16 protein-coding genes are annotated in these 17,231 nt (G+C 61.0%); 13 read left to right on the top strand and 3 right to left on the bottom strand.

The window, feature by feature from the left end; all coding sequences use genetic code 11:
• Positions 1-25: 25 nt before the first annotated feature.
• On the top strand, positions 26-1,492 hold the full coding sequence (locus tag JP75_RS14710) for an alpha/beta fold hydrolase (RefSeq protein ID WP_084587696.1): 1,467 nt from the start codon (positions 26-28) through the stop codon (positions 1,490-1,492).
• 2 nt (positions 1,493-1,494) lie between these two features.
• On the opposite strand, the gene JP75_RS25385 is transcribed toward JP75_RS14710, so the two are convergent.
• The gene (locus JP75_RS25385) at positions 1,495-2,580 is read right to left on the bottom strand and encodes an HD-GYP domain-containing protein (protein WP_201772943.1); all 1,086 of its coding nucleotides are present in this window, start codon (positions 2,578-2,580) and stop codon (positions 1,495-1,497) included.
• Between the two features lie 355 nt (positions 2,581-2,935).
• Between JP75_RS25385 and JP75_RS14700 the strand changes: the two genes are divergently transcribed.
• Positions 2,936-5,206 carry an NADP-dependent malic enzyme gene (locus JP75_RS14700; RefSeq protein ID WP_035084226.1) on the top strand — a complete coding sequence of 757 codons (2,271 nt, stop codon included), beginning with the start codon at positions 2,936-2,938 and terminating at the stop codon, positions 5,204-5,206.
• Here the strand turns inward: JP75_RS14700 and JP75_RS14695 are convergent.
• Both JP75_RS14695 and JP75_RS14690 read right to left on the bottom strand, forming a co-directional pair.
• Positions 5,203-5,922: an LrgB family protein gene (locus JP75_RS14695; protein ID WP_035084225.1), complete on the bottom strand. Its 720-nt coding sequence runs from the start codon at positions 5,920-5,922 to the stop codon at positions 5,203-5,205. The genes JP75_RS14700 and JP75_RS14695 overlap by 4 nt on opposite strands.
• Entirely contained in the window at positions 5,919-6,341 is a 423-nt protein-coding gene (locus tag JP75_RS14690) for a CidA/LrgA family protein (protein WP_051960735.1), read from the bottom strand. The genes JP75_RS14695 and JP75_RS14690 overlap by 4 nt, the downstream gene beginning before the upstream one ends.
• Before the next feature lie 378 nt (positions 6,342-6,719).
• Between JP75_RS14690 and JP75_RS25380 the strand changes: the two genes are divergently transcribed.
• The 11 genes from JP75_RS25380 (at position 6,720) to exbB (ending at position 17,229) form a co-directional block, all read left to right on the top strand.
• Positions 6,720-7,415, top strand: a complete 696-nt coding sequence (locus tag JP75_RS25380) for a DedA family protein (RefSeq protein ID WP_051960734.1) — start codon at positions 6,720-6,722, stop codon at positions 7,413-7,415.
• Between the two features lie 164 nt (positions 7,416-7,579).
• Positions 7,580-8,833, top strand: a complete 1,254-nt coding sequence (locus tag JP75_RS14680; protein ID WP_084587695.1) for an O-antigen ligase family protein — start codon at positions 7,580-7,582, stop codon at positions 8,831-8,833.
• A gap of 262 nt (positions 8,834-9,095) precedes the next feature.
• The gene (locus JP75_RS14675; RefSeq protein WP_035084222.1) at positions 9,096-10,124 is read left to right on the top strand and encodes a sulfate ABC transporter substrate-binding protein; all 1,029 of its coding nucleotides are present in this window, start codon (positions 9,096-9,098) and stop codon (positions 10,122-10,124) included.
• A 94-nt stretch (positions 10,125-10,218) separates the two neighbouring features.
• A complete protein-coding gene (locus JP75_RS14670) occupies positions 10,219-10,440 on the top strand; it encodes a hypothetical protein (protein WP_035084220.1) in 222 nt (73 codons plus the stop codon).
• A complete protein-coding gene (locus JP75_RS14665) occupies positions 10,437-11,033 on the top strand; it encodes an RBBP9/YdeN family alpha/beta hydrolase (RefSeq protein ID WP_035084219.1) in 597 nt (198 codons plus the stop codon). Before JP75_RS14670 ends, JP75_RS14665 begins: the two co-directional genes overlap by 4 nt.
• A 63-nt stretch (positions 11,034-11,096) precedes the next feature.
• Entirely contained in the window at positions 11,097-12,449 is a 1,353-nt protein-coding gene (locus JP75_RS14660) for an FAD/NAD(P)-binding protein (RefSeq protein WP_035084217.1), read from the top strand.
• A gap of 207 nt (positions 12,450-12,656) precedes the next feature.
• Positions 12,657-13,502 carry a sulfate ABC transporter permease subunit CysT gene (gene cysT, locus JP75_RS14655; RefSeq protein ID WP_035084216.1) on the top strand — a complete coding sequence of 282 codons (846 nt, stop codon included), beginning with the start codon at positions 12,657-12,659 and terminating at the stop codon, positions 13,500-13,502.
• Positions 13,486-14,361 carry a sulfate ABC transporter permease subunit CysW gene (gene cysW, locus JP75_RS14650; RefSeq protein WP_035084212.1) on the top strand — a complete coding sequence of 292 codons (876 nt, stop codon included), beginning with the start codon at positions 13,486-13,488 and terminating at the stop codon, positions 14,359-14,361. The genes cysT and cysW overlap by 17 nt, the downstream gene beginning before the upstream one ends.
• 12 nt (positions 14,362-14,373) lie before the next feature.
• Entirely contained in the window at positions 14,374-15,426 is a 1,053-nt protein-coding gene (locus JP75_RS14645; RefSeq protein WP_035084209.1) for a sulfate/molybdate ABC transporter ATP-binding protein, read from the top strand.
• A 141-nt stretch (positions 15,427-15,567) separates the two neighbouring features.
• Positions 15,568-15,996, top strand: a complete 429-nt coding sequence (locus JP75_RS14640) for an RrF2 family transcriptional regulator (protein ID WP_035084206.1) — start codon at positions 15,568-15,570, stop codon at positions 15,994-15,996.
• A 198-nt stretch (positions 15,997-16,194) separates the two neighbouring features.
• Positions 16,195-17,229: a tonB-system energizer ExbB gene (gene exbB, locus JP75_RS14635; protein ID WP_051960733.1), complete on the top strand. Its 1,035-nt coding sequence runs from the start codon at positions 16,195-16,197 to the stop codon at positions 17,227-17,229.
• Positions 17,230-17,231: the final 2 nt, after the last annotated feature.

Below are 17,231 nucleotides of genomic sequence, written 5' to 3'. Positions count from 1 at the left end.
TCGGGGGCGAGGGAGTGGTCGTGGCATGAAGTTCCAACCTGTTCTGGCGAATGTATTGGCGGGGATCATTTTTTCCCTGGGCGGGCTCGTCGCGACGTTCTTCGGAGGATTGCCTGTCGCCGAACTCTTTGGCAGCGAGGGCAGGCTGGACTGGGCCGATGTCGCCCTCGGTATTTTCATCGTCGGGCTGCTGGCGTGGTGGATATTGGTGGGGCGCAGCGGTCGGCTATCGCTCTTGCGCGGCGCGATTGCCGGGGCATTGGCGGGGATTTTCTCCTACCCGGTGGTGCTTGCAGTCGATGAACTCTTCAGGATTTCGCCCGAGATCGATGCGGCGGTGGAGCAGGCGGCAACGGTAAGCCGGCTGAGTGGACTGGGTTTTCTGACGACGGGGTTTGCCGCGGTTCCGACCATGGCCGTTATTGGAATTGTCGCAACGCTGTTGCTGCGGCCTTTTTATCCCGCGCTGAAAGGGGGCGATCCGGCGCTGAAATTGCTGCGCGGGACGGGCGTGGTGCTGCTGGTCCTGGCGGGCGCTCTGGTTGCCCTGTTTGTCGGGCTCACGATAGTGCCGCTTGATCACGGGCATGTTGTGGGAACGGGAGATTTGGCCGAGCCGCCAGGCTATGAGCAGGCGATTGCCAGCTTCGAGGCGGCACGGCAGCGCGAGGACCAGATCCCGATCAATCCACGCTGTGCCTCGAAGCTGCTTCTGCAAGAGAGCAGAGCGGCCCCGACGGTGATTTTCCTTCATGGGTTGACCAATTGTCCGGCCCAGGCGGACGAGTTGGCGCCGAAACTTTTCGCCTTGGGCTACAACGTCTATGTGCCGCGATTGCCGGGGCACGGCGAGCTCGATCGCATGACCACGGCCTTGGCCACGGTCGGCGCGGAGGACTATGTGGCGGCGACCGAGGAGGCTATCGCCATCGGGCGCGGTCTTGGGGGAGAGGTTATCGTCAGCGGCCTTTCGGCGGGCGGCGTGCTGTCGGCCTGGAGCGGCCAGCAGCGTGCCGATGTCGACCAGGCGATTGCCATGGCGCCGTTTTTCGGGCCGAGACAGGTTCCGGCCTGGGCCAATCGGGCGGCCACCAATCTTCTCCTGCTGCTGCCCAACATAATGATGAGCTGGGATCCGCAGAATCCCGAGGGATCAGCGGAAATGGATTATGCCTATCCGCGCGTTGCCACCCGAGCCTTGGGGCAGTTCATGCTCATTGGCGAGGTGACGGCCGAGCTGGCGGGGCGGGAGGCACCTCTCGCGCAGGCGCTTTCGGTGATGGTCAACGAGGCCGATACCGAAGTGAATGACCGCCTCATCGATCGCCTCGTTGCGGCCTGGCAGGCCCATGGTGCGCAGGTTGGTGTGAAAGTGGTGCCGCTTGCCCTTGGCCTGCCGCACGACCTCATCGATCCGCGGCAGGAACACGCCAATACGGAGGTGGCCTATAGCCTCTTTGTCGAAATGCTCGATGCGAGCGTGGGGCGATAGGCTCAGGAGTCGCCGAAGCGCTCGTGGATTTCGTGGAATTGCGGCGAGATCGCCTTGAATATGCTTACCAAAGCGGGATCGAAATGTGCGCCGCTTTCGCTCTCGATCAGGGCGACGGCCTCGTCATGGGGCATGGCGTCCTTGTAGACGCGCTTTGAGACCAGGGCATCGTAGACGTCGGCTATGGCCATCAGGCGCCCGGGCAGGGGGATGGCCGCGCCAGCGAGGCCGAGGGGATAGCCGGTTCCGTTCCATTTCTCGTGGTGGGAATAGGCAATATCCCTGGCCACGGAGAGGAAGGTACTGGTGCCCAGCCGCCGCTCGGCTGCCTCGATGGCGCGGCGGCCCAGTTCCGCGTGGCCCTGCATGATGGCATATTCCTCCGCATCGAGCTTGCCGGGTTTGAGCAGGATCTTGTCGGGAATGCCAACCTTGCCGATGTCGTGCAGCGGGGCGGATTTGAACATGGTCTCGACCATGTCGCCGTCGAGCTCGGAGGGGAAATAGGGGCGGGCCGCTTCGCAGAGGGCGCGCACATAATGCTGCGTGCGATAGATGTGGTTGCCGGTCTCGTTGTCCCGAACCTCGGCGAGGGAGGCCATGGCAAAGATGATGGCATCCTTGGCGCGCACGGCTTCTTCGCGGGAGGCGACGAGCGCTTCAAGCAGGCCGACATTGGTGATCGCCACAGCCGCGCTATTGGCGATGCGGCGCAGGAAATGCAATTGCTCGGTTGAAGGAACCTGCTTCTGCGCCCAATAGGCACCGATGGCGGCGACGGGATCTTCCATCCTCACCGGAACCATGGCGAGGCTCTTCACGAAGGTTTGGCGATAGGCGTCCTGGGGGATGCGCTCATCGAGCGTGATGTCTTCGATCACTACACTCTGGCGATTCATCATTGCCCAGCCCGATATGCAGGAGGATATCGGAAAACGCTGTCCCTTCCAGAGCGGGGCAATGGCGTCTTCATCGGCATAGAAGCACTTGTCGCCGTCGCGCAGAACGAAGGTTATTCCATCGGCGCCGACCAACTGACGCGCTCTCTGGCGCACAACATCCATGATTTCGCCAAGGCCCCGAGCCATCGAAAGCTCGAGGACGAGGTCGTCCACCGAAAGTTGTCGATCGAAGAAAGCGTCCATGCCCACTATTAAGCGCCCGAGTTGCTAATAGATCGTAAGATGGGGCCGAAAATATGCATGGATTTATCTGAGCGGCCGCAACAGTTTGTCATTATGCGCTGGCCGACTTGATAGCGACGAAACAGCTTCGCAAACGCGCCGAATTGTCCTCGAAGTAATCGGTCTCCAGCCCGGTGTCGCGACCAAAGTCTAGCTGGTCATGACGGGTGCCGTTCTGATTGTGGGATGCCGCACGATCGAAGGCGAAAGGCGTTCCCGAGGGGGCGCCAGTAGCTCATAGCAATACCGGGGAGACAAAATGGCCGACAATACTTCCAGCCTGCACGATGCGGCGCTGCATTTTCATGAGTTTCCCAAGCCCGGCAAGCTGGAGATCGTGGCGACGAAGCCTCTGGCCAATACGCGCGATCTGTCGCTGGCCTATTCCCCGGGTGTGGCTATTCCCTGCGAGGAAATCGCCGCCGATCCGCAGGCGGCTTACAAGTACACGTCCAAGGGCAATCTGGTTGCCGTGATTTCCAATGGCACGGCGGTGCTGGGCCTGGGCAATATCGGGGCGCTGGCGTCCAAGCCCGTGATGGAAGGCAAGGCGGTGCTGTTCAAGAAATTCGCTGGGATCGACTCCATCGATCTCGAGGTGAATGAGCAGGACCCCAAGCGGTTTATCGAGATCGTGGCGCCGCTCGAGCCCAGTTTTGGTGGGATCAACCTTGAAGACATCAAGGCGCCGGAGTGCTTCGAGATTGAGGAAGCGCTGCGCGAGCGGATGAATATCCCGGTCTTTCACGATGACCAGCATGGCACAGCCATCATCGTGGCGGCGGCCGTAATCAATGCCATGCGGCTGGTGCGCAAGGATATTGGCAGGGTGAAGATCGTCACCTCGGGGGCAGGGGCGGCGGCCATTGCCTGCATGAATATGCTGATTGCGGTTGGGGCAAAACGCGAGAATATCTGGATCGCTGACTCCAAGGGTCTGGTGACCAGGAAGCGCGACAATTCGGTCGATCGCTGGCGCGGGGCTTTTGCGCAGGATACGGAAGCAACGGAGCTGAGCGAGGTAGTGGCGGGCGCCGATATCTATGTCGGCCTTTCGAAGGCCGCGGCGCTCAAGCCGGAGATGATGAAGGATATGGCGGAAAATCCGTTGATCCTGGCGCTCAGCAATCCGATCCCCGAAATCATGCCGGAACTGGCAAAGGCGACGCGGCCCGATGCGCTGGTTTGCACGGGGCGCTCGGACTATCCCAATCAGGTCAACAACGTCCTCTGCTTCCCGTTCCTCTTCCGTGGCGCGCTCGATTGCGGAGCGACTGTCATCAATGAGGAAATGAAGGCGGCGGCGGCGCATGCCATTGCGCAACTGGCGCATGAGCCGGGGCTGGAGGCGACGGCGCATGGTGTGCCGGCGATCTTTGGGGCGGATTACCTGATCCCCAATCCGTTCGATCAACGGCTCATTTTGAGGATCGCGCCGGCCGTGGCCAAGGCGGCGATGGAGAGCGGGGTTGCGGCGCGGCCGATCGCCGATTTCGACGCGTATCGTGACCAGCTCCGTCGCTTCGTGTTCCGCTCGGGCATGGTGATGAAGCCGATGATCGAGCAGGCGCAGAGCGGGGCCAAGCGTATTGCCTTTGCCGATGGCGAGGACGAGCGGGTGTTGCGGGCGGCGCAGGTGATCCTTGAGGATGGCATCGGCAAGCCGATCCTGATCGGGCGGCCTTCAGTGATCGAAGCGCGGCTGGAGCGGTTCGGTTTGACCATTCGTCCGGGCAAGGATTTTGAGGTTATCAATCCAGAGGACGATCCGCGCTATCGCGACTATGTCGCCGAGTTCCACTCGCTGGTGGGGCGCAAGGGGGTGACGCCGGATACGGCGCGGACGATTTTGCGGACCAATAGTACCGTTATCGGCGCTTTGGGCGTTCGGCGCGGGGATGCGGATGCGCTGATCTGCGGCTTGCAGGGGCGGTTCATCAAGCATGCGCGGGATATTCACTCGGTGATCGGCCTAGCGGACGATGCCAGCCAGCTTTCGGCGCTGTCGATGCTGCTGCTCAATCGCGGCGTGTTTTTCCTCGCCGACACCTATGTGAACATTGATCCCTCTGTCGACGAACTGGTGTCGATCACACTGCAGGCGCGGGACCACCTCAAGCGCTTTAATATCGAAGCCAAGGCGGCTCTGTTGAGCTATTCGAACTTCGGTTCGCGCGAGGGCGAGACGGCCGGCAAGATGCGGGCCGTCTATGAGAAGCTCAAGGCGGTGGCGCCGGATCTCGTGGTTGAGGGCGAAATGCAGGGCGATCTGGCTGTCAATGCCGAGCTGCGCGAGCGCTATATTCCGGACTCGGTGCTGAATGGGGAAGCGAACCTGTTGATCTTCCCGAACCTTGAAGCGGCCAATCTGTCGATGACGCTGCTCAAGGAGCTGAATAACGGGCTCCATATCGGACCGATCCTGATGGGAACGCGGCAGCCGGCGCATATCGTCGCGCCGACCGTGACCAGCCGAGGACTCGTCAATATGGCCGCGATTGCTGCCGCCGAAGTCGTGGGCAAGGGCTAGGCCTGGGAGAGAAGGACCCAGACCAAGACGAGGATGCTGGTCAGGGCGCCATTGAGTGCCATGGCTATGCCGGAAAAGGCGCCGGCAACTTCGCTGACCTGGAAGGCCCTCGCCGTGCCGATGCCGTGGGATGCAACGCCCACGGCAAAGCCGCGGGCGGCATAATCCTTGATCCGAAGGGCATTCATCAGCGGCGTGACGATGACGGCACCGAGGATGCCGGTGAGGATGACCAGCACGGCAGCAAGGGACGGAATGCCACCGAGATTGCGGGCGAGCTCCATGGCGATCGGGGCGCTGGTGGATTTCGGCGCGATGGACGCGACTACATCGGCGGGTGCGCCGAAGGCGGTAGCGATTGCAACGGCGCTGCCCATGGCGGTGAGAGAGCCGGCGATAAGGGCTCCCGCGATTGGCAGGAGTGAGCGCCGCAACTTTTCGAGGTTTTTATAGAGCGGAATGGCGAGGGCAACCGTGGCCGGTCCGAGCAGGAAGTGCACGAACTGGGCGCCTTCGAAATAGCTGATGTAGGAGGTCTGGGTCACCTGCAGCAGGACTATGATCAGGACGCCGGCGATGAGCACGCTATTGGCGAGAGGCGTGCCACCCAGCTTTGCCGAAATAGCGAGGGCCAGGAGGTAGGCGAGAATGGTTGCCGTGAGCCAGAGCAGGGGGCTGGCGCTGAGATAGACCCAGATTTCCGCAATGCTGTTCATGGCTTTTCTCCATTCGAGAGGCGGGCGAGCGCCAGATAGGTGCCGACGGTGACGAGCAAGGTCAGCACCGTCGAGACGACCAGGGCCAGCAATAGGGGCGGACCCCATTCGAGGATCAGCCCGCCATATTGAACGATGCCGACGGCCGAGGGCACAAAGAGCAGCGACAGGATGCCGATGAGCCCGGTTGCCATGGCATCGAGCCCGATCGGCAGGCGGCGACGCCAACCGAGAAAGGCGAGAAGCAGAAGCATGCCGGCGACGGGACCGGGAAAAACGAAGGACGGGGCGAGGAGACGTCCGATGCTGACCAGGGTTTCGCCGGCCAATTGGCAGGCAATCAATATGGCAAAGCCGGCGAGAAGAGAGGCGGGGGTGATGCGTGGCTTGGTATTGCCGTCATCCGATTTCGAGGTCATCGGAATTCATCCTTGGGCGTATGGTCGGGCATCTTGGGGCGCTGCAAATCGGTCGGCGCGAGCTGCGCCGGGGCGGGTCTCACATATGCGCATGGAAAAATCCACAAAAGCGTGGGGAGGGACGCCCTTGTTGTGAGTGTCCGGCAGGCGATAAGTCCGCCGCCCTCGCTCATAAAGCAAATCGTCGCGACCGCCGGCAAGGTGGCTAGCTTTCCCCGGTTGTGGAGGAGTAGTCTGGTTCGATAGTCCCGGCGATACCTATGAGGATAGGCCGGGTGATCGAGGGGCATTCGTGAACGAGATCGATGCAAACTGCCGACGCTGCGTTGCTGCAACGCTCTTCCTGCCCAATTTCATTTCCCCCGGTTTTTAGCCCATATGATCGAATTTCTGCACTCCACATCGGTGTGGCTCGAGACGCTGCTCAATACCGTCTCGGATAATTTCTGGCTTTCGATCGGGTTTATTTTCCTCGTCGCCATTGGCGAGGCAGTGTTCATCCTCGGGCTCTTCGTGCCATCGACGCCGGTTCTGTTGCTTGTCGGCGGCATCATTGCCACGGGTAAGCTGCCGTTCTGGGAAATCTATCTGGCCGCGGTGCTGGGCGCGGTGATCGGCGACGCGATTTCTTATACGGTCGGCCACGCATTGAAGGACCGGATCCGGACGATCTGGCCTTTTCGCAATTATCTGGAGCTGCTCGACCGGGGGGAAGCGTTCTTCGCGCGACACGGCGGCAAGTCGGTCTTCATTGGCCGGTTCATTCCCGGGGTGAAGGCGGTGGTTCCGGGGATCGCCGGCATGATGGGCATGCCCTATCGCTGGTTTTCCATCATCAACGTTTCTTCGGCCTTTGCCTGGGCGGCGGCTCATATCCTGCCGGGCATGCTGCTGACTGCCTGGCTCAAGTCCATCGGCCTGTCGCTGGAGCTGGTGATCATCGTGGGCGCGGTGGTGCTGACGGTGCTGTTCCTGCTCATTCACTATTTCCGCTCCATCGCCCTCTTTTTTGCGCCCTTTCTGGGCAGCTTCGGGCGTTCGCTGCAGCACCGCTGGGGGCGTTCCGGCGTGTGAAGTATTGCGGACTCTGTTTCCGATTGGAACGATAGGGTTCTTTTGCAGCCTGCCGTGACATCGCAATTGGTCGTTTACAGAGTTTGACGCAGGCAATAAGAGCACAGCAGATTTATGCGGTTGTTGAGTGCGTCATTAATAAGAAGCGTATAAGCAGGAATATTATGAATTTTATTTCGAAAAAAGCAGGAATTGAAAATCCATATTTGATTTCAATGTTTTTTTCTGGAAGTGTTGTTGTTTCTGCTGTGACATTTTGGTCATTTTCTGGAAACTATGCCGCTTATATCTCGATGTTGCTGGCAATCCCTGCTTTTGCCTTGGGGTGGCAACAATCGTTCTGGGTTGTCTTGCGCAGTTCGCCCGTGCTTTGGGCGTCGTGGTCCGGTTTCCTGCTGTTGGCAACGGCCTTTCTTTTCCAGCCTGCATTGCCGAGCGTGGCGTCCATCGGTGACTTTTTGCCCTTTGCCTTAATGCCAATTTTTGCGCTTGCAGTTGCCCCTTTGAGTAGTGCGAACTTCACGTTGAAGCATTTTGCCCTTCTCTGTCTGGCTGCGTCCGCCCTGGCCGCGCTGGTTGGGTTGGCCGGTCTGATGCTGGGGCAGGATCGCGTTACGGCGCCCGAGTTCAGCCCCATACATTTTGCTACTTGGGCAGTAACGTTTGGCTTTATGAGTTTGGCGCTGACCTTGTCCGGTAAATCACCGTGGCGTTGGATAGCCTGGGCTGGTCCCGTTCTTGGACTGCTGGCGGCGCTGGCGTCCGGCACCAGAGCTGCCTTGGTGATCGGCTGTGCATTGGCCCTTCTTTACGGGTGTGCCTGGGTGCAGCGTCGCGCTATCCCTCTGTGGTTCAAGATTGCCATTCCCCTCGGGTTGATGGGTGCGGTCTTGCTAGCGGTTTACCTGGCCAATCTTGCAGGCTTTAGTCGTCCGTGGAACGCGTTGCGCGCGATAGCAGGCGTAGTTACCGGAGATCTGGGTCAAGATACTTCCACGGCCTATAGGGTCGAAATGTTACGTGCTGGATGGCAAGCATTCCTCAACGCTCCACTCGTTGGTCATGGCTGGCACAATCAATTGCAGGCAGCGATGCCATACTTGTCGCAAATGGCTCGGGACGGTTATGCAGTCGAACAGTGGGGTTACATCCACAATGACCCGCTCAGTCTCTCGGTTGCCGCGGGTATCCCGGGACTCGTCGCTTATTTCCTGTTCATGGCGATGCCACTATTGGCCGCTTTTAGTCGGCGAAACGCGGGCAATTGGGACGTTCGGCTCTATTTGGCTCTGAGCTTTACCGTTGGTTTGTTCGTGAGCGGCATGATGGATGTTCTACTTATGGTTGAGATGTCCAAAATTCTGCTGATTTTGGTGGCCGCTTCTCTGCTGTTTATCGACGTGCGCGATGAGCGCTGAGGCATTTTTGCACTCCGTCTAGGGTTAAAGCCTGGGCCCACAGCGCCCGGTTTTTTTGTCGTTAAGCTCTCGTCAATCTCTGCAAAAAGACGCAACGAAACCCAGGCAAACGGCGTCGTTTCGAAACCCCATTGCGACAATCTTAGCAAGCATGCCCTGGGGGAGCAATATTTTCTCCTTAGCGGCTTCGGCTTGCAAGCCTGAACCTTTTCAATCACGACTGAGTTGATAGGGTTTATGTATTCGCTATCGGGAGGTTCCAATGAAACGGACAGCCAAGATCTTCGCCTATGCCGCCCTGGCCGCATCGCTCGCGGTTGGTTTCTCCGTCACTGCCCATGCGCAGGACCGGACGCTCATCAACGTCTCCTATGACCCCACCCGCGAACTCTATCGCGACTTCAATGAGGCATTCATCGCCCATTGGCAGGAGACGAAGGGCGAGACCGTCGCCGTGCAGGTCACTCATGGCGGTTCCGGTTCGCAGGCCCGCACCGTGATCGACGGGCTCGAGGCCGACGTTGTGACGCTGGCGCTCGAAAGCGACATCAACGCGATTTCCGACGCCAATCCCAGCCTGATCCCGGCCGATTGGCGCGGGAAGCTCGAAAACAACAACGCGCCCTATACCTCGACAATCGTGTTCCTTGTCCGCAAGGGTAACCCCAAGGCCATCAAGGACTGGGGCGACCTGGTCGCCGATGGCGTCGAAGTGATCACGCCGAACCCGAAGACTTCGGGTGGCGCGCGCTGGAATTTCCTGGCCGCCTGGGCCTGGGCCCGCGAAGCCAATGGCGGCGATGACGCCAAGGCGCAGGAATTCGTGACCCAGCTCTTCCAGCACGTTCCGGTGCTCGATACCGGTGCGCGCGGCTCCACCACCACTTTCGTGCAGCGTGGCATTGGCGACGTTCTGCTCGCTTGGGAAAACGAAGCCTATCTCGCCCTTGAGGAACTTGGCCCCGATGCATTCGACATCGTGACGCCGTCGCTCTCGATTCTCGCCGAACCGCCGGTGGCATTGGTTCCGGGCAATGCCGAGAAGAAGGGTAATCTCGATCTCGCCGAAGGCTATCTCGACTATCTCTATTCCGATGCCGGCCAGGCGATTGCGGCCAAGCACTACTATCGGCCGTTCCGTCCGGATGCGGCAGCGCCCGAAGACATCGCCCGCTTCGGCGAACTCAACCTCGTGACCATCGAGGATTTCGGTGGCTGGCGTGAGGCGCAGCCGAAGTATTTCGGTGATGGCGGCCTGTTCGACCAGATCTATACCGGTCCCACCCAGTAATATTTGCGGCCGGCGGCGTCTGGCGCCGGCCGCATCCCCTATTGCCGCGGGGCACGTCCCCTTCCTGAGTGATATCTCTACTTCGGAGGACAGAATGGTGCATTTCTTCGGTATTTTCAGTCCCGGCCCGCTGGCCAGGAACAGAGCAGAAGAGGCGCCCGCCAAAGCAAACTTCTTTGGTGGCCTGCCTGAGCGAGCGGATGATGCGGCCCTGAGCCCGCTCGAAGAGGACGCGATTTATCTTGCCGGCAAAGCGCCGGAGCCCGAGCCGCGCAGTTTTTGGGACGCGCGCCACGAAGGGTTTTCGGAGCGATGACCCGGCCTGTCCTTGTCGTGCCTGGTCTTAACGGATCGGGCGAAGGGCACTGGCAGCGCTTCTGGCTCGAGGATTTTGACGAGGCGCAACTGGTCGAACAGGCCGATTGGTCCAATCCCGATGCGACGCGCTGGCAGCAGGGGCTTGAACAGGCTGTGCGGGCCAATCCGGGTGCGATCATCGTGGCTCATAGCCTTGGGACCATTCTGGTGGCGCGGCTCGCCAGGAGTTCTGTGGCGTCTCTGGTTGGCGGCGCTTTGCTTGTTGCTCCAGCCGATATCGAGCGCACATCGGCCCTGCATGCGCGGAGCTATGAATTCGGTCGCATTCCGACGGAGCGCTTGCCTTTTCCAGCGACGGTCGTTGCCAGTCGCGACGATGTCTATATGAGCCTCGACAAGGCTATTTTGCTCGCCAAAAGCTGGCAGGCGCCGCTCGTCGACATCGGTTATGTGGGCCACGTCAATGTGGCGAGTGGTTTTGGACGCTGGGTCGAGGGCTACGAACTGGCCCGGCAGGTTGCCGAACAGGCGGATCGCTGGCAAGAGCGGCCAAGGCGGGCGACACCTGAGGCGCAGTTGCGCTCACTTTAGCCGCCGGTATTTGTCTTTGCACAGAATATTGACGGCGCATTGCGCATAACCGGGAGGGTTGCGATGACCGCCACAGGCTCAACAGGCAAATCCATTGTCATCATCGGTGGCGGGGCAAGTGGCGTGCTGCTGGCCGCTCACCTTCTGCGCAGTCCCGATCCCGATCTACGCGTCACCCTGCTCGAAAGGCAGGGGCGCTTCGGGCAGGGCCTCGCCTATTCGGCGCTGGCGCGCAATCATCGCGTCAACGTGCCGGCGCGCGGCATGAGCGCCTTTGCCGACGATCCCGACCATTTCTGGCGCTGGCTGCAGAGGCGCGAGCCGGGGAAGCACGGCTCGTCCTGGACCTTCGTGCCACGTCGGCTTTATGGCGCCTATCTTGAAGATGTGCTGCGCGAAGCAGGCGAGCATCTGCCGGGACGTCTGCTGGTTCGTTCCGAGGAGGCGGTGGCGCTGCATGAGACGCCAAATGGCGTCGAGACGGTGCTGGGCAATGGAACAAGCGTGGTCTCGCAATGGGCGGCGCTGGCGGTTGGCCACGAAACCCAGCCGGCGCGGGGCAGGGGCATTGCCGTTCGCGCCGGCTCGGAGCGGGACACGCCGCTCGATCCCGATGCGGCCGTCATGATCCTCGGATCCGGCCTCAGCATGGTCGATGCCTGGGTGTCTCTGGCGGAAGCGCGGCATCGTGGGCCGATCACGGTGGTTTCGCGCAATGGCCTGCTGCCGAAGGCGCATAAGGATGTGGCGCCGTTAGCGATCGATGCGGCCGACGTGCCGTTTGGCACCAGCCTCACCTATCTCGCGCGCTGGTTCCGCGACATTGTGCGCGACGTGGAAGCCGAGGGTGGCGATTGGCGCAGCGTCGTCGACGGGTTGCGGCCCTTCAACCAGCGGCTCTGGGGCAGTTGGCCGCTGCGGGAAAAGCGGCAGTTTCTGCGCCATGTCCGCCCCTGGTGGAATATTCACCGCCATCGCCTCCCGCCTGATCTCCATGCGGGCTTGGCGCGGGCCGTGGAGACGGGCCAGGTCAATCTTGTGGCGGGCGAATTCGTCGGTATCGAACGAGCGGGGGATCTGGTGCGCGCCACGGTTCGTCCGCGCGGAGCCGAGAGGCGCGAGGTGATCGAGGTGGCGCGTGTCTATGATTGCGGCGGCGTTTCGGTGGATGTGCGCGCCAGTGCCAATCCGCTGATCCGGCAATTGATCCAATCGGGCGCGGCGCGGCCGGACGAAATGCACATTGGTCTCGATGTCGATGCCAATTGCGCAGTGGTCGCTTCTGAGGGGCGCGTATCGCAGCGCGTGCGTGTCGTCGGGCCGCTGACGAGAGGGCGATATTTCGAGATCGAAGCCGTTCCCGACATAAGGCTGCAATGCGCTGCGATAGCGAACTCTTTGCTTGCCGCCCATTGACTTTGCGCCCCAACGCAATCGAGTTCGTCCACCTCCCTCTCTGGTGGAACGAATTTCTATCTTTGGATAGAATGTTGTCCGGGGCCCGCCTTGCGAAACCCTACTCGGTGGCTAGAGTTGGGCGGAAATTTCGGGCCCCTGCATGATCCGACCAAAACTGCACCAACCCGGATGCCTCGTGAGCGCATCCCTGCTGGAGAAAGCCGCATGAGTAGATTCGGCCGCTTTCGCCAACCCAGTGTCATTCCAGGCTTCGGGCTGACCTTTGGTTTCACCCTTGCCTATTTTTCGCTGATCATTCTAGTGCCGCTAGTGGCCCTGGTGCTGCGCTCGGCTGGGCTCGGCTGGAACGGGTTCTGGGCCGCGGCGCTCGATCCACGCGTGCTTGCCTCGCTGCGCACCAGCTTTGTGACGGCGCTGATCGCGGCAGGGATCAATGTGGTGTTCGGCACGCTGATCGCCTGGGTGCTGGTGCGCTATCGCTTCCCGGGCCGGCGCATTTTCGATGCCATGGTCGATTTGCCCTTCGCGCTGCCGACGGCCGTTGCCGGCATTGCGCTTACGGCGATCTATGCGCCCAATGGCATAGTGGGGCAGTTCGCGGCGCAATTGGGTTGGCGCATTGCTTACACACCTATCGGCATCACCATTGCCATGATCTTCATCGGCCTGCCTTTCGTGGTGCGGACCATCCAGCCGATTCTCGAAGAGACCAGCAAGGAAGTGGAAGAGGCTTCGGCAACGCTGGGCGCCAATCGCTTTCAGACCATTTCGCGTGTGCTGCTGCCGAGCCTGGCGCCGGCCATCATGACCGGCTTTGCACTGGCCTTTGCCCGCGCGGTGGGCGAATATGGCTCGGTGATCTTCATCGCCGGCAATATTCCATTCGTCTCGGAAATCGCGCCGCTCCTGATCGTCATTCGCCTCGAAGAATTCAACTATGCCGGGGCGGCGGTGATCGCCACGGTGATGCTGGCGATTTCCTTCGTGATGCTCTTCGTCATCAACCTCATTCAGGCCTGGAGCCGCCGGAGATATGGCTATGGCAGCTAAATCGCATGCCCGTCGCCAGACATCGCCGACCAATGAGCCGCTCTACGTCCGCTGGCTGCTGGTCATTGTGGGTCTCCTGTTCATGGCCCTGTTCATAGTGCTGCCGGTCGTTGCCGTGTTCTCGGAGGCGCTACGCCAGGGGATTGGCGTCTATTTCCAGTCGCTTATGCAGCCGGACGCGCTCTCGGCCATCAGGCTGACCCTGCTGGTTGCGGTGATCGCCGTGCCGCTCAACGTGGTGTTTGGCGTCGCCGCATCCTGGGCGATCGCCAAGTTCGAATTCAAGGGCAAGGCGTTTCTGACCACCCTGATCGACCTGCCGTTTTCGGTGTCGCCGGTGATCTCCGGGCTCGTCTATGTGCTGCTCTTCGGCTCGGGCAGCGTTTTGGGGCCGTGGCTGCGGTCCTACAATATCGAAATCCTTTTCGCCGTGCCCGGCATCGTGCTCGCCACGATCTTCGTGACCTTTCCGTTCGTCGCGCGGGAGCTCATTCCGCTGATGCAGGATCAGGGTTCGGGCGACGAAGAAGCGGCCTTGTCGCTCGGGGCGTCCGGCTGGCAGACCTTTTGGCGCGTCACCCTGCCCAACATCAAATGGGGCCTGCTCTATGGCGTGCTGCTCTGCAATGCGCGTGCAATGGGCGAGTTCGGCGCCGTGGCGGTGGTTTCGGGCAAAATCCGCGGACAGACCACGACCATGCCGCTGCAGGTCGAAATGTTCTACAATGAATACCAGAGCACGGCCGCCTTCGCGCTGGCCTCGCTCCTCGCCTTGCTGGCGCTCGTCACCCTGGTTCTCAAAACAGCGCTGGAATGGCGGTTCGGCGACGAACTCGCTGCCACCGGTCGCGGCCACTAAACTGGAATAGAGATGGAAGTACGCGTTCAAAACGTCCGCAAGGAATTCGACCGGTTTCCGGCGCTCCACGATGTGTCGCTGGATATCAAGTCGGGCGAGCTCATTGCGCTCTTGGGACCATCGGGCTCGGGCAAGACTACGCTTCTGCGGCTGATCGCCGGTCTCGAACGGCCGACGGCGGGCAAGATTTTCTTTGGGCAAGAGGACGCTTCGGAAAAGAGCGTGCAGGAGCGCAATATCGGCTTCGTGTTCCAGCACTATGCGCTGTTCCGGCACATGACGATTCTGGAAAACGTCTCCTTCGGTCTCGAAGTGCGGCCGCGCGCCACGCGCCCGTCCAAGGCGGAAATTCGGCGCCGGGCGCTGGAATTGCTAGATCTCGTGCAGCTCTCGGGTCTCGAAAAGCGCTATCCGAGCCAGCTGTCCGGAGGCCAACGCCAGCGCGTGGCGCTGGCCCGGGCCCTTGCAATCGAGCCGGGCGTGTTGCTGCTCGATGAGCCTTTTGGGGCGCTCGATGCGCAGGTGCGTCGCGAATTGCGCAAGTGGTTGCGCGAAATTCATGATCGTACCGGCCACACGACTGTCTTCGTGACCCACGATCAGGAAGAAGCGCTCGAACTGGCCGACCGGCTTTGCGTGATGAGCCAGGGCAAGATCGAGCAGGTGGGTACGCCGGACACGGTCTATGACCAGCCGCAATCGCCCTTCGTCTTTGGCTTCATTGGCGAATCCAGCGCCCTGCCGGTCAATATCGAGCGTGGAGATATCTGGCTCGGCGACCGGCCGATTGGTATTTCCTCGCCAGAGGCGTCGGGGGCGGCACGCCTGTTCTTCCGTCCTCACGATATCGAACTGGTCGAAGGCGATGCGGCTCTGTCGGGCGTTGTTGCCAGCAGTCGCCGTGTTGGCGGTACGCGCCGGGTGGAGCTTGATATCGGCGGGGCAGCGCGTCGGGTGGAGATCGATCTTCCCTTCGATCATCCGGCCGGCGAGCGGAGCCAGATCAGCTTCCGTCCCAAACGCTGGAAGCTGTTTCCGCCCACGGACCAACCGCCATTAAGCTGATGCTGGTCTGCAAATGACATTTTTCTGCGCTTCCGGTGCTCACGTACCCAAATGTACGTTCCGCTCCGGTTCTCGAAAAACGCCATTTTTGCCTCAGCCTGAGCTGAATGGCGACTGGTCCTAGTTCTCCAGGAGCGCGCGGTGATTTCCCAGAAGGCCCGCTACGCGCTTCGTGCCCTGCTTGCGCTCGCGCGGGTGGGGCCCGGCAATACGCTGATGACCAGCGAGATCGCCACAGAAGAGAAAATCCCGAAGAAGTTTCTGGAGCAGATCCTGCTCCAGCTTAAAGGCAATGGCTTGGTGCGCAGCCATCGCGGCCGCACGGGCGGCTATGAGCTTATTCGCCCCGCGGAAGAGGTGATGTTCGGCGAGGTGTTGCGCCTGATCGATGGGCCGATTGCGCTTTTGCCTTGTCTTTCCATCGTCGCCTATCGGCGTTGCGAGGATTGCCGATCGGAGGAAAGCTGCGAATTGCGGCATGTGTTTTCGCGGGTAGCGCTGGCTTCGCGCGACGTGCTCGACAAGACCAGTCTTGCCGCGGCTTTGGCAGCGCCGGAGCTGCTGGCTTGAACGTGGGTCTTCGCGATCGGTGCAAATCCTTGCGCGATCAGCTCAATCGTCTTTCCGTTTTCTTGACAATAAACGTCATCTTTAATAGGTGAGCGGCATTGAGCTTCTGCATGTGCCGCGCCCCATGGGCGAGTTGCCTCGGATCTGTTGATCCGGCGCCCGGTTGACAGCAGGTGCTGTGTCAAGGGTAGTGTCCTCATGGCTGATCGTCTGCACCGCAACAGAAGCGCGCTTTACGCTGCCGCTGGTCTTCTCCTCATTTCTGGCCTCGCCCTTCCGGGCGTGGCCCAGGAGGCTGCGCCCGTGCAGAACAGTGCTCCGGCGGTAACGGCGCCCGCTGCACCGGCTGTGAGCCCAGACGTCGCGCCTACGCAGAATACGGAAACAGCGGTGCCGTCGCCCGCAGGCGCAAACCCGGCAATGTCTGCTCCTGCCGCGGAAACAACGGCGCCGGTGGCGGCCGATCCTGCGGTTGCGCCAACGGCGGAGTCAGATCTGCCTATGGTTGAGACGGGCCTTCAGGGTCACGATCTGTCGCCCTGGGGCATGTTCATGGCGGCCGACTATGTCGTGAAGAGCGTCATGGTGGGGCTGCTCACCGCTTCGCTCGTTACGCTGATCATCTGGGTGGCCAAGAGCATGCAGCTTTCGGGTGCTCGTCGTCGCGCCAATAAGGCGCTGCGCGAGGTATTGAAGGCCGATAGTCTCGAGAGCGTTGCTGCTGTTATGGCTACTCGCCGTGGGCTTGGCGCCATGCTGGTCAAGGCGGCCGCCGAGGAAGTGGAGATGTCGCGCGATCTCGTCGGTCGGGTCGATCCCGGTGGCATCAAGGAACGCGTGTCGTCCCGCCTCGGCCGCATCGAAGTGGCTGCGGGCCGCAAGATTTCGCAGAGCCTTGGTATTTTGGCTTCCGTCGGTTCGGTGGGGCCATTTGTTGGACTTTTCGGCACCGTCTGGGGCATCATGAATGCCTTTGTGGGCATTGCTGAGACACAGACGACCAATCTTGCCGTCGTGGCGCCGGGTATTGCCGAAGCGCTGCTGGCGACGGCCTTTGGTCTCGTGGCCGCTATTCCGGCCGTGGTGATCTACAACGCCTTTGCCCGTTCGGTCACCGGCTACCGGCAGTTGCTGGCCGATGTTTCGGCCGGCATCGAGCGTCTGGTGAGCCGCGATCTTGATCGTGCCGCTCTCGCCATTGCCCGCGGCCCGACCGCTCTCGCGGCGGAGTAGGG

Origin of the sequence: Devosia riboflavina (genome assembly GCF_000743575.1) — a bacterium.
In the GTDB taxonomy this organism is placed as follows: Bacteria; Pseudomonadota; Alphaproteobacteria; order Rhizobiales; family Devosiaceae; genus Devosia; species Devosia riboflavina.
The sequence above is the reverse complement of the archived record's forward strand: the minus strand, read 5'-3'. Positions and strand labels throughout refer to the sequence as shown.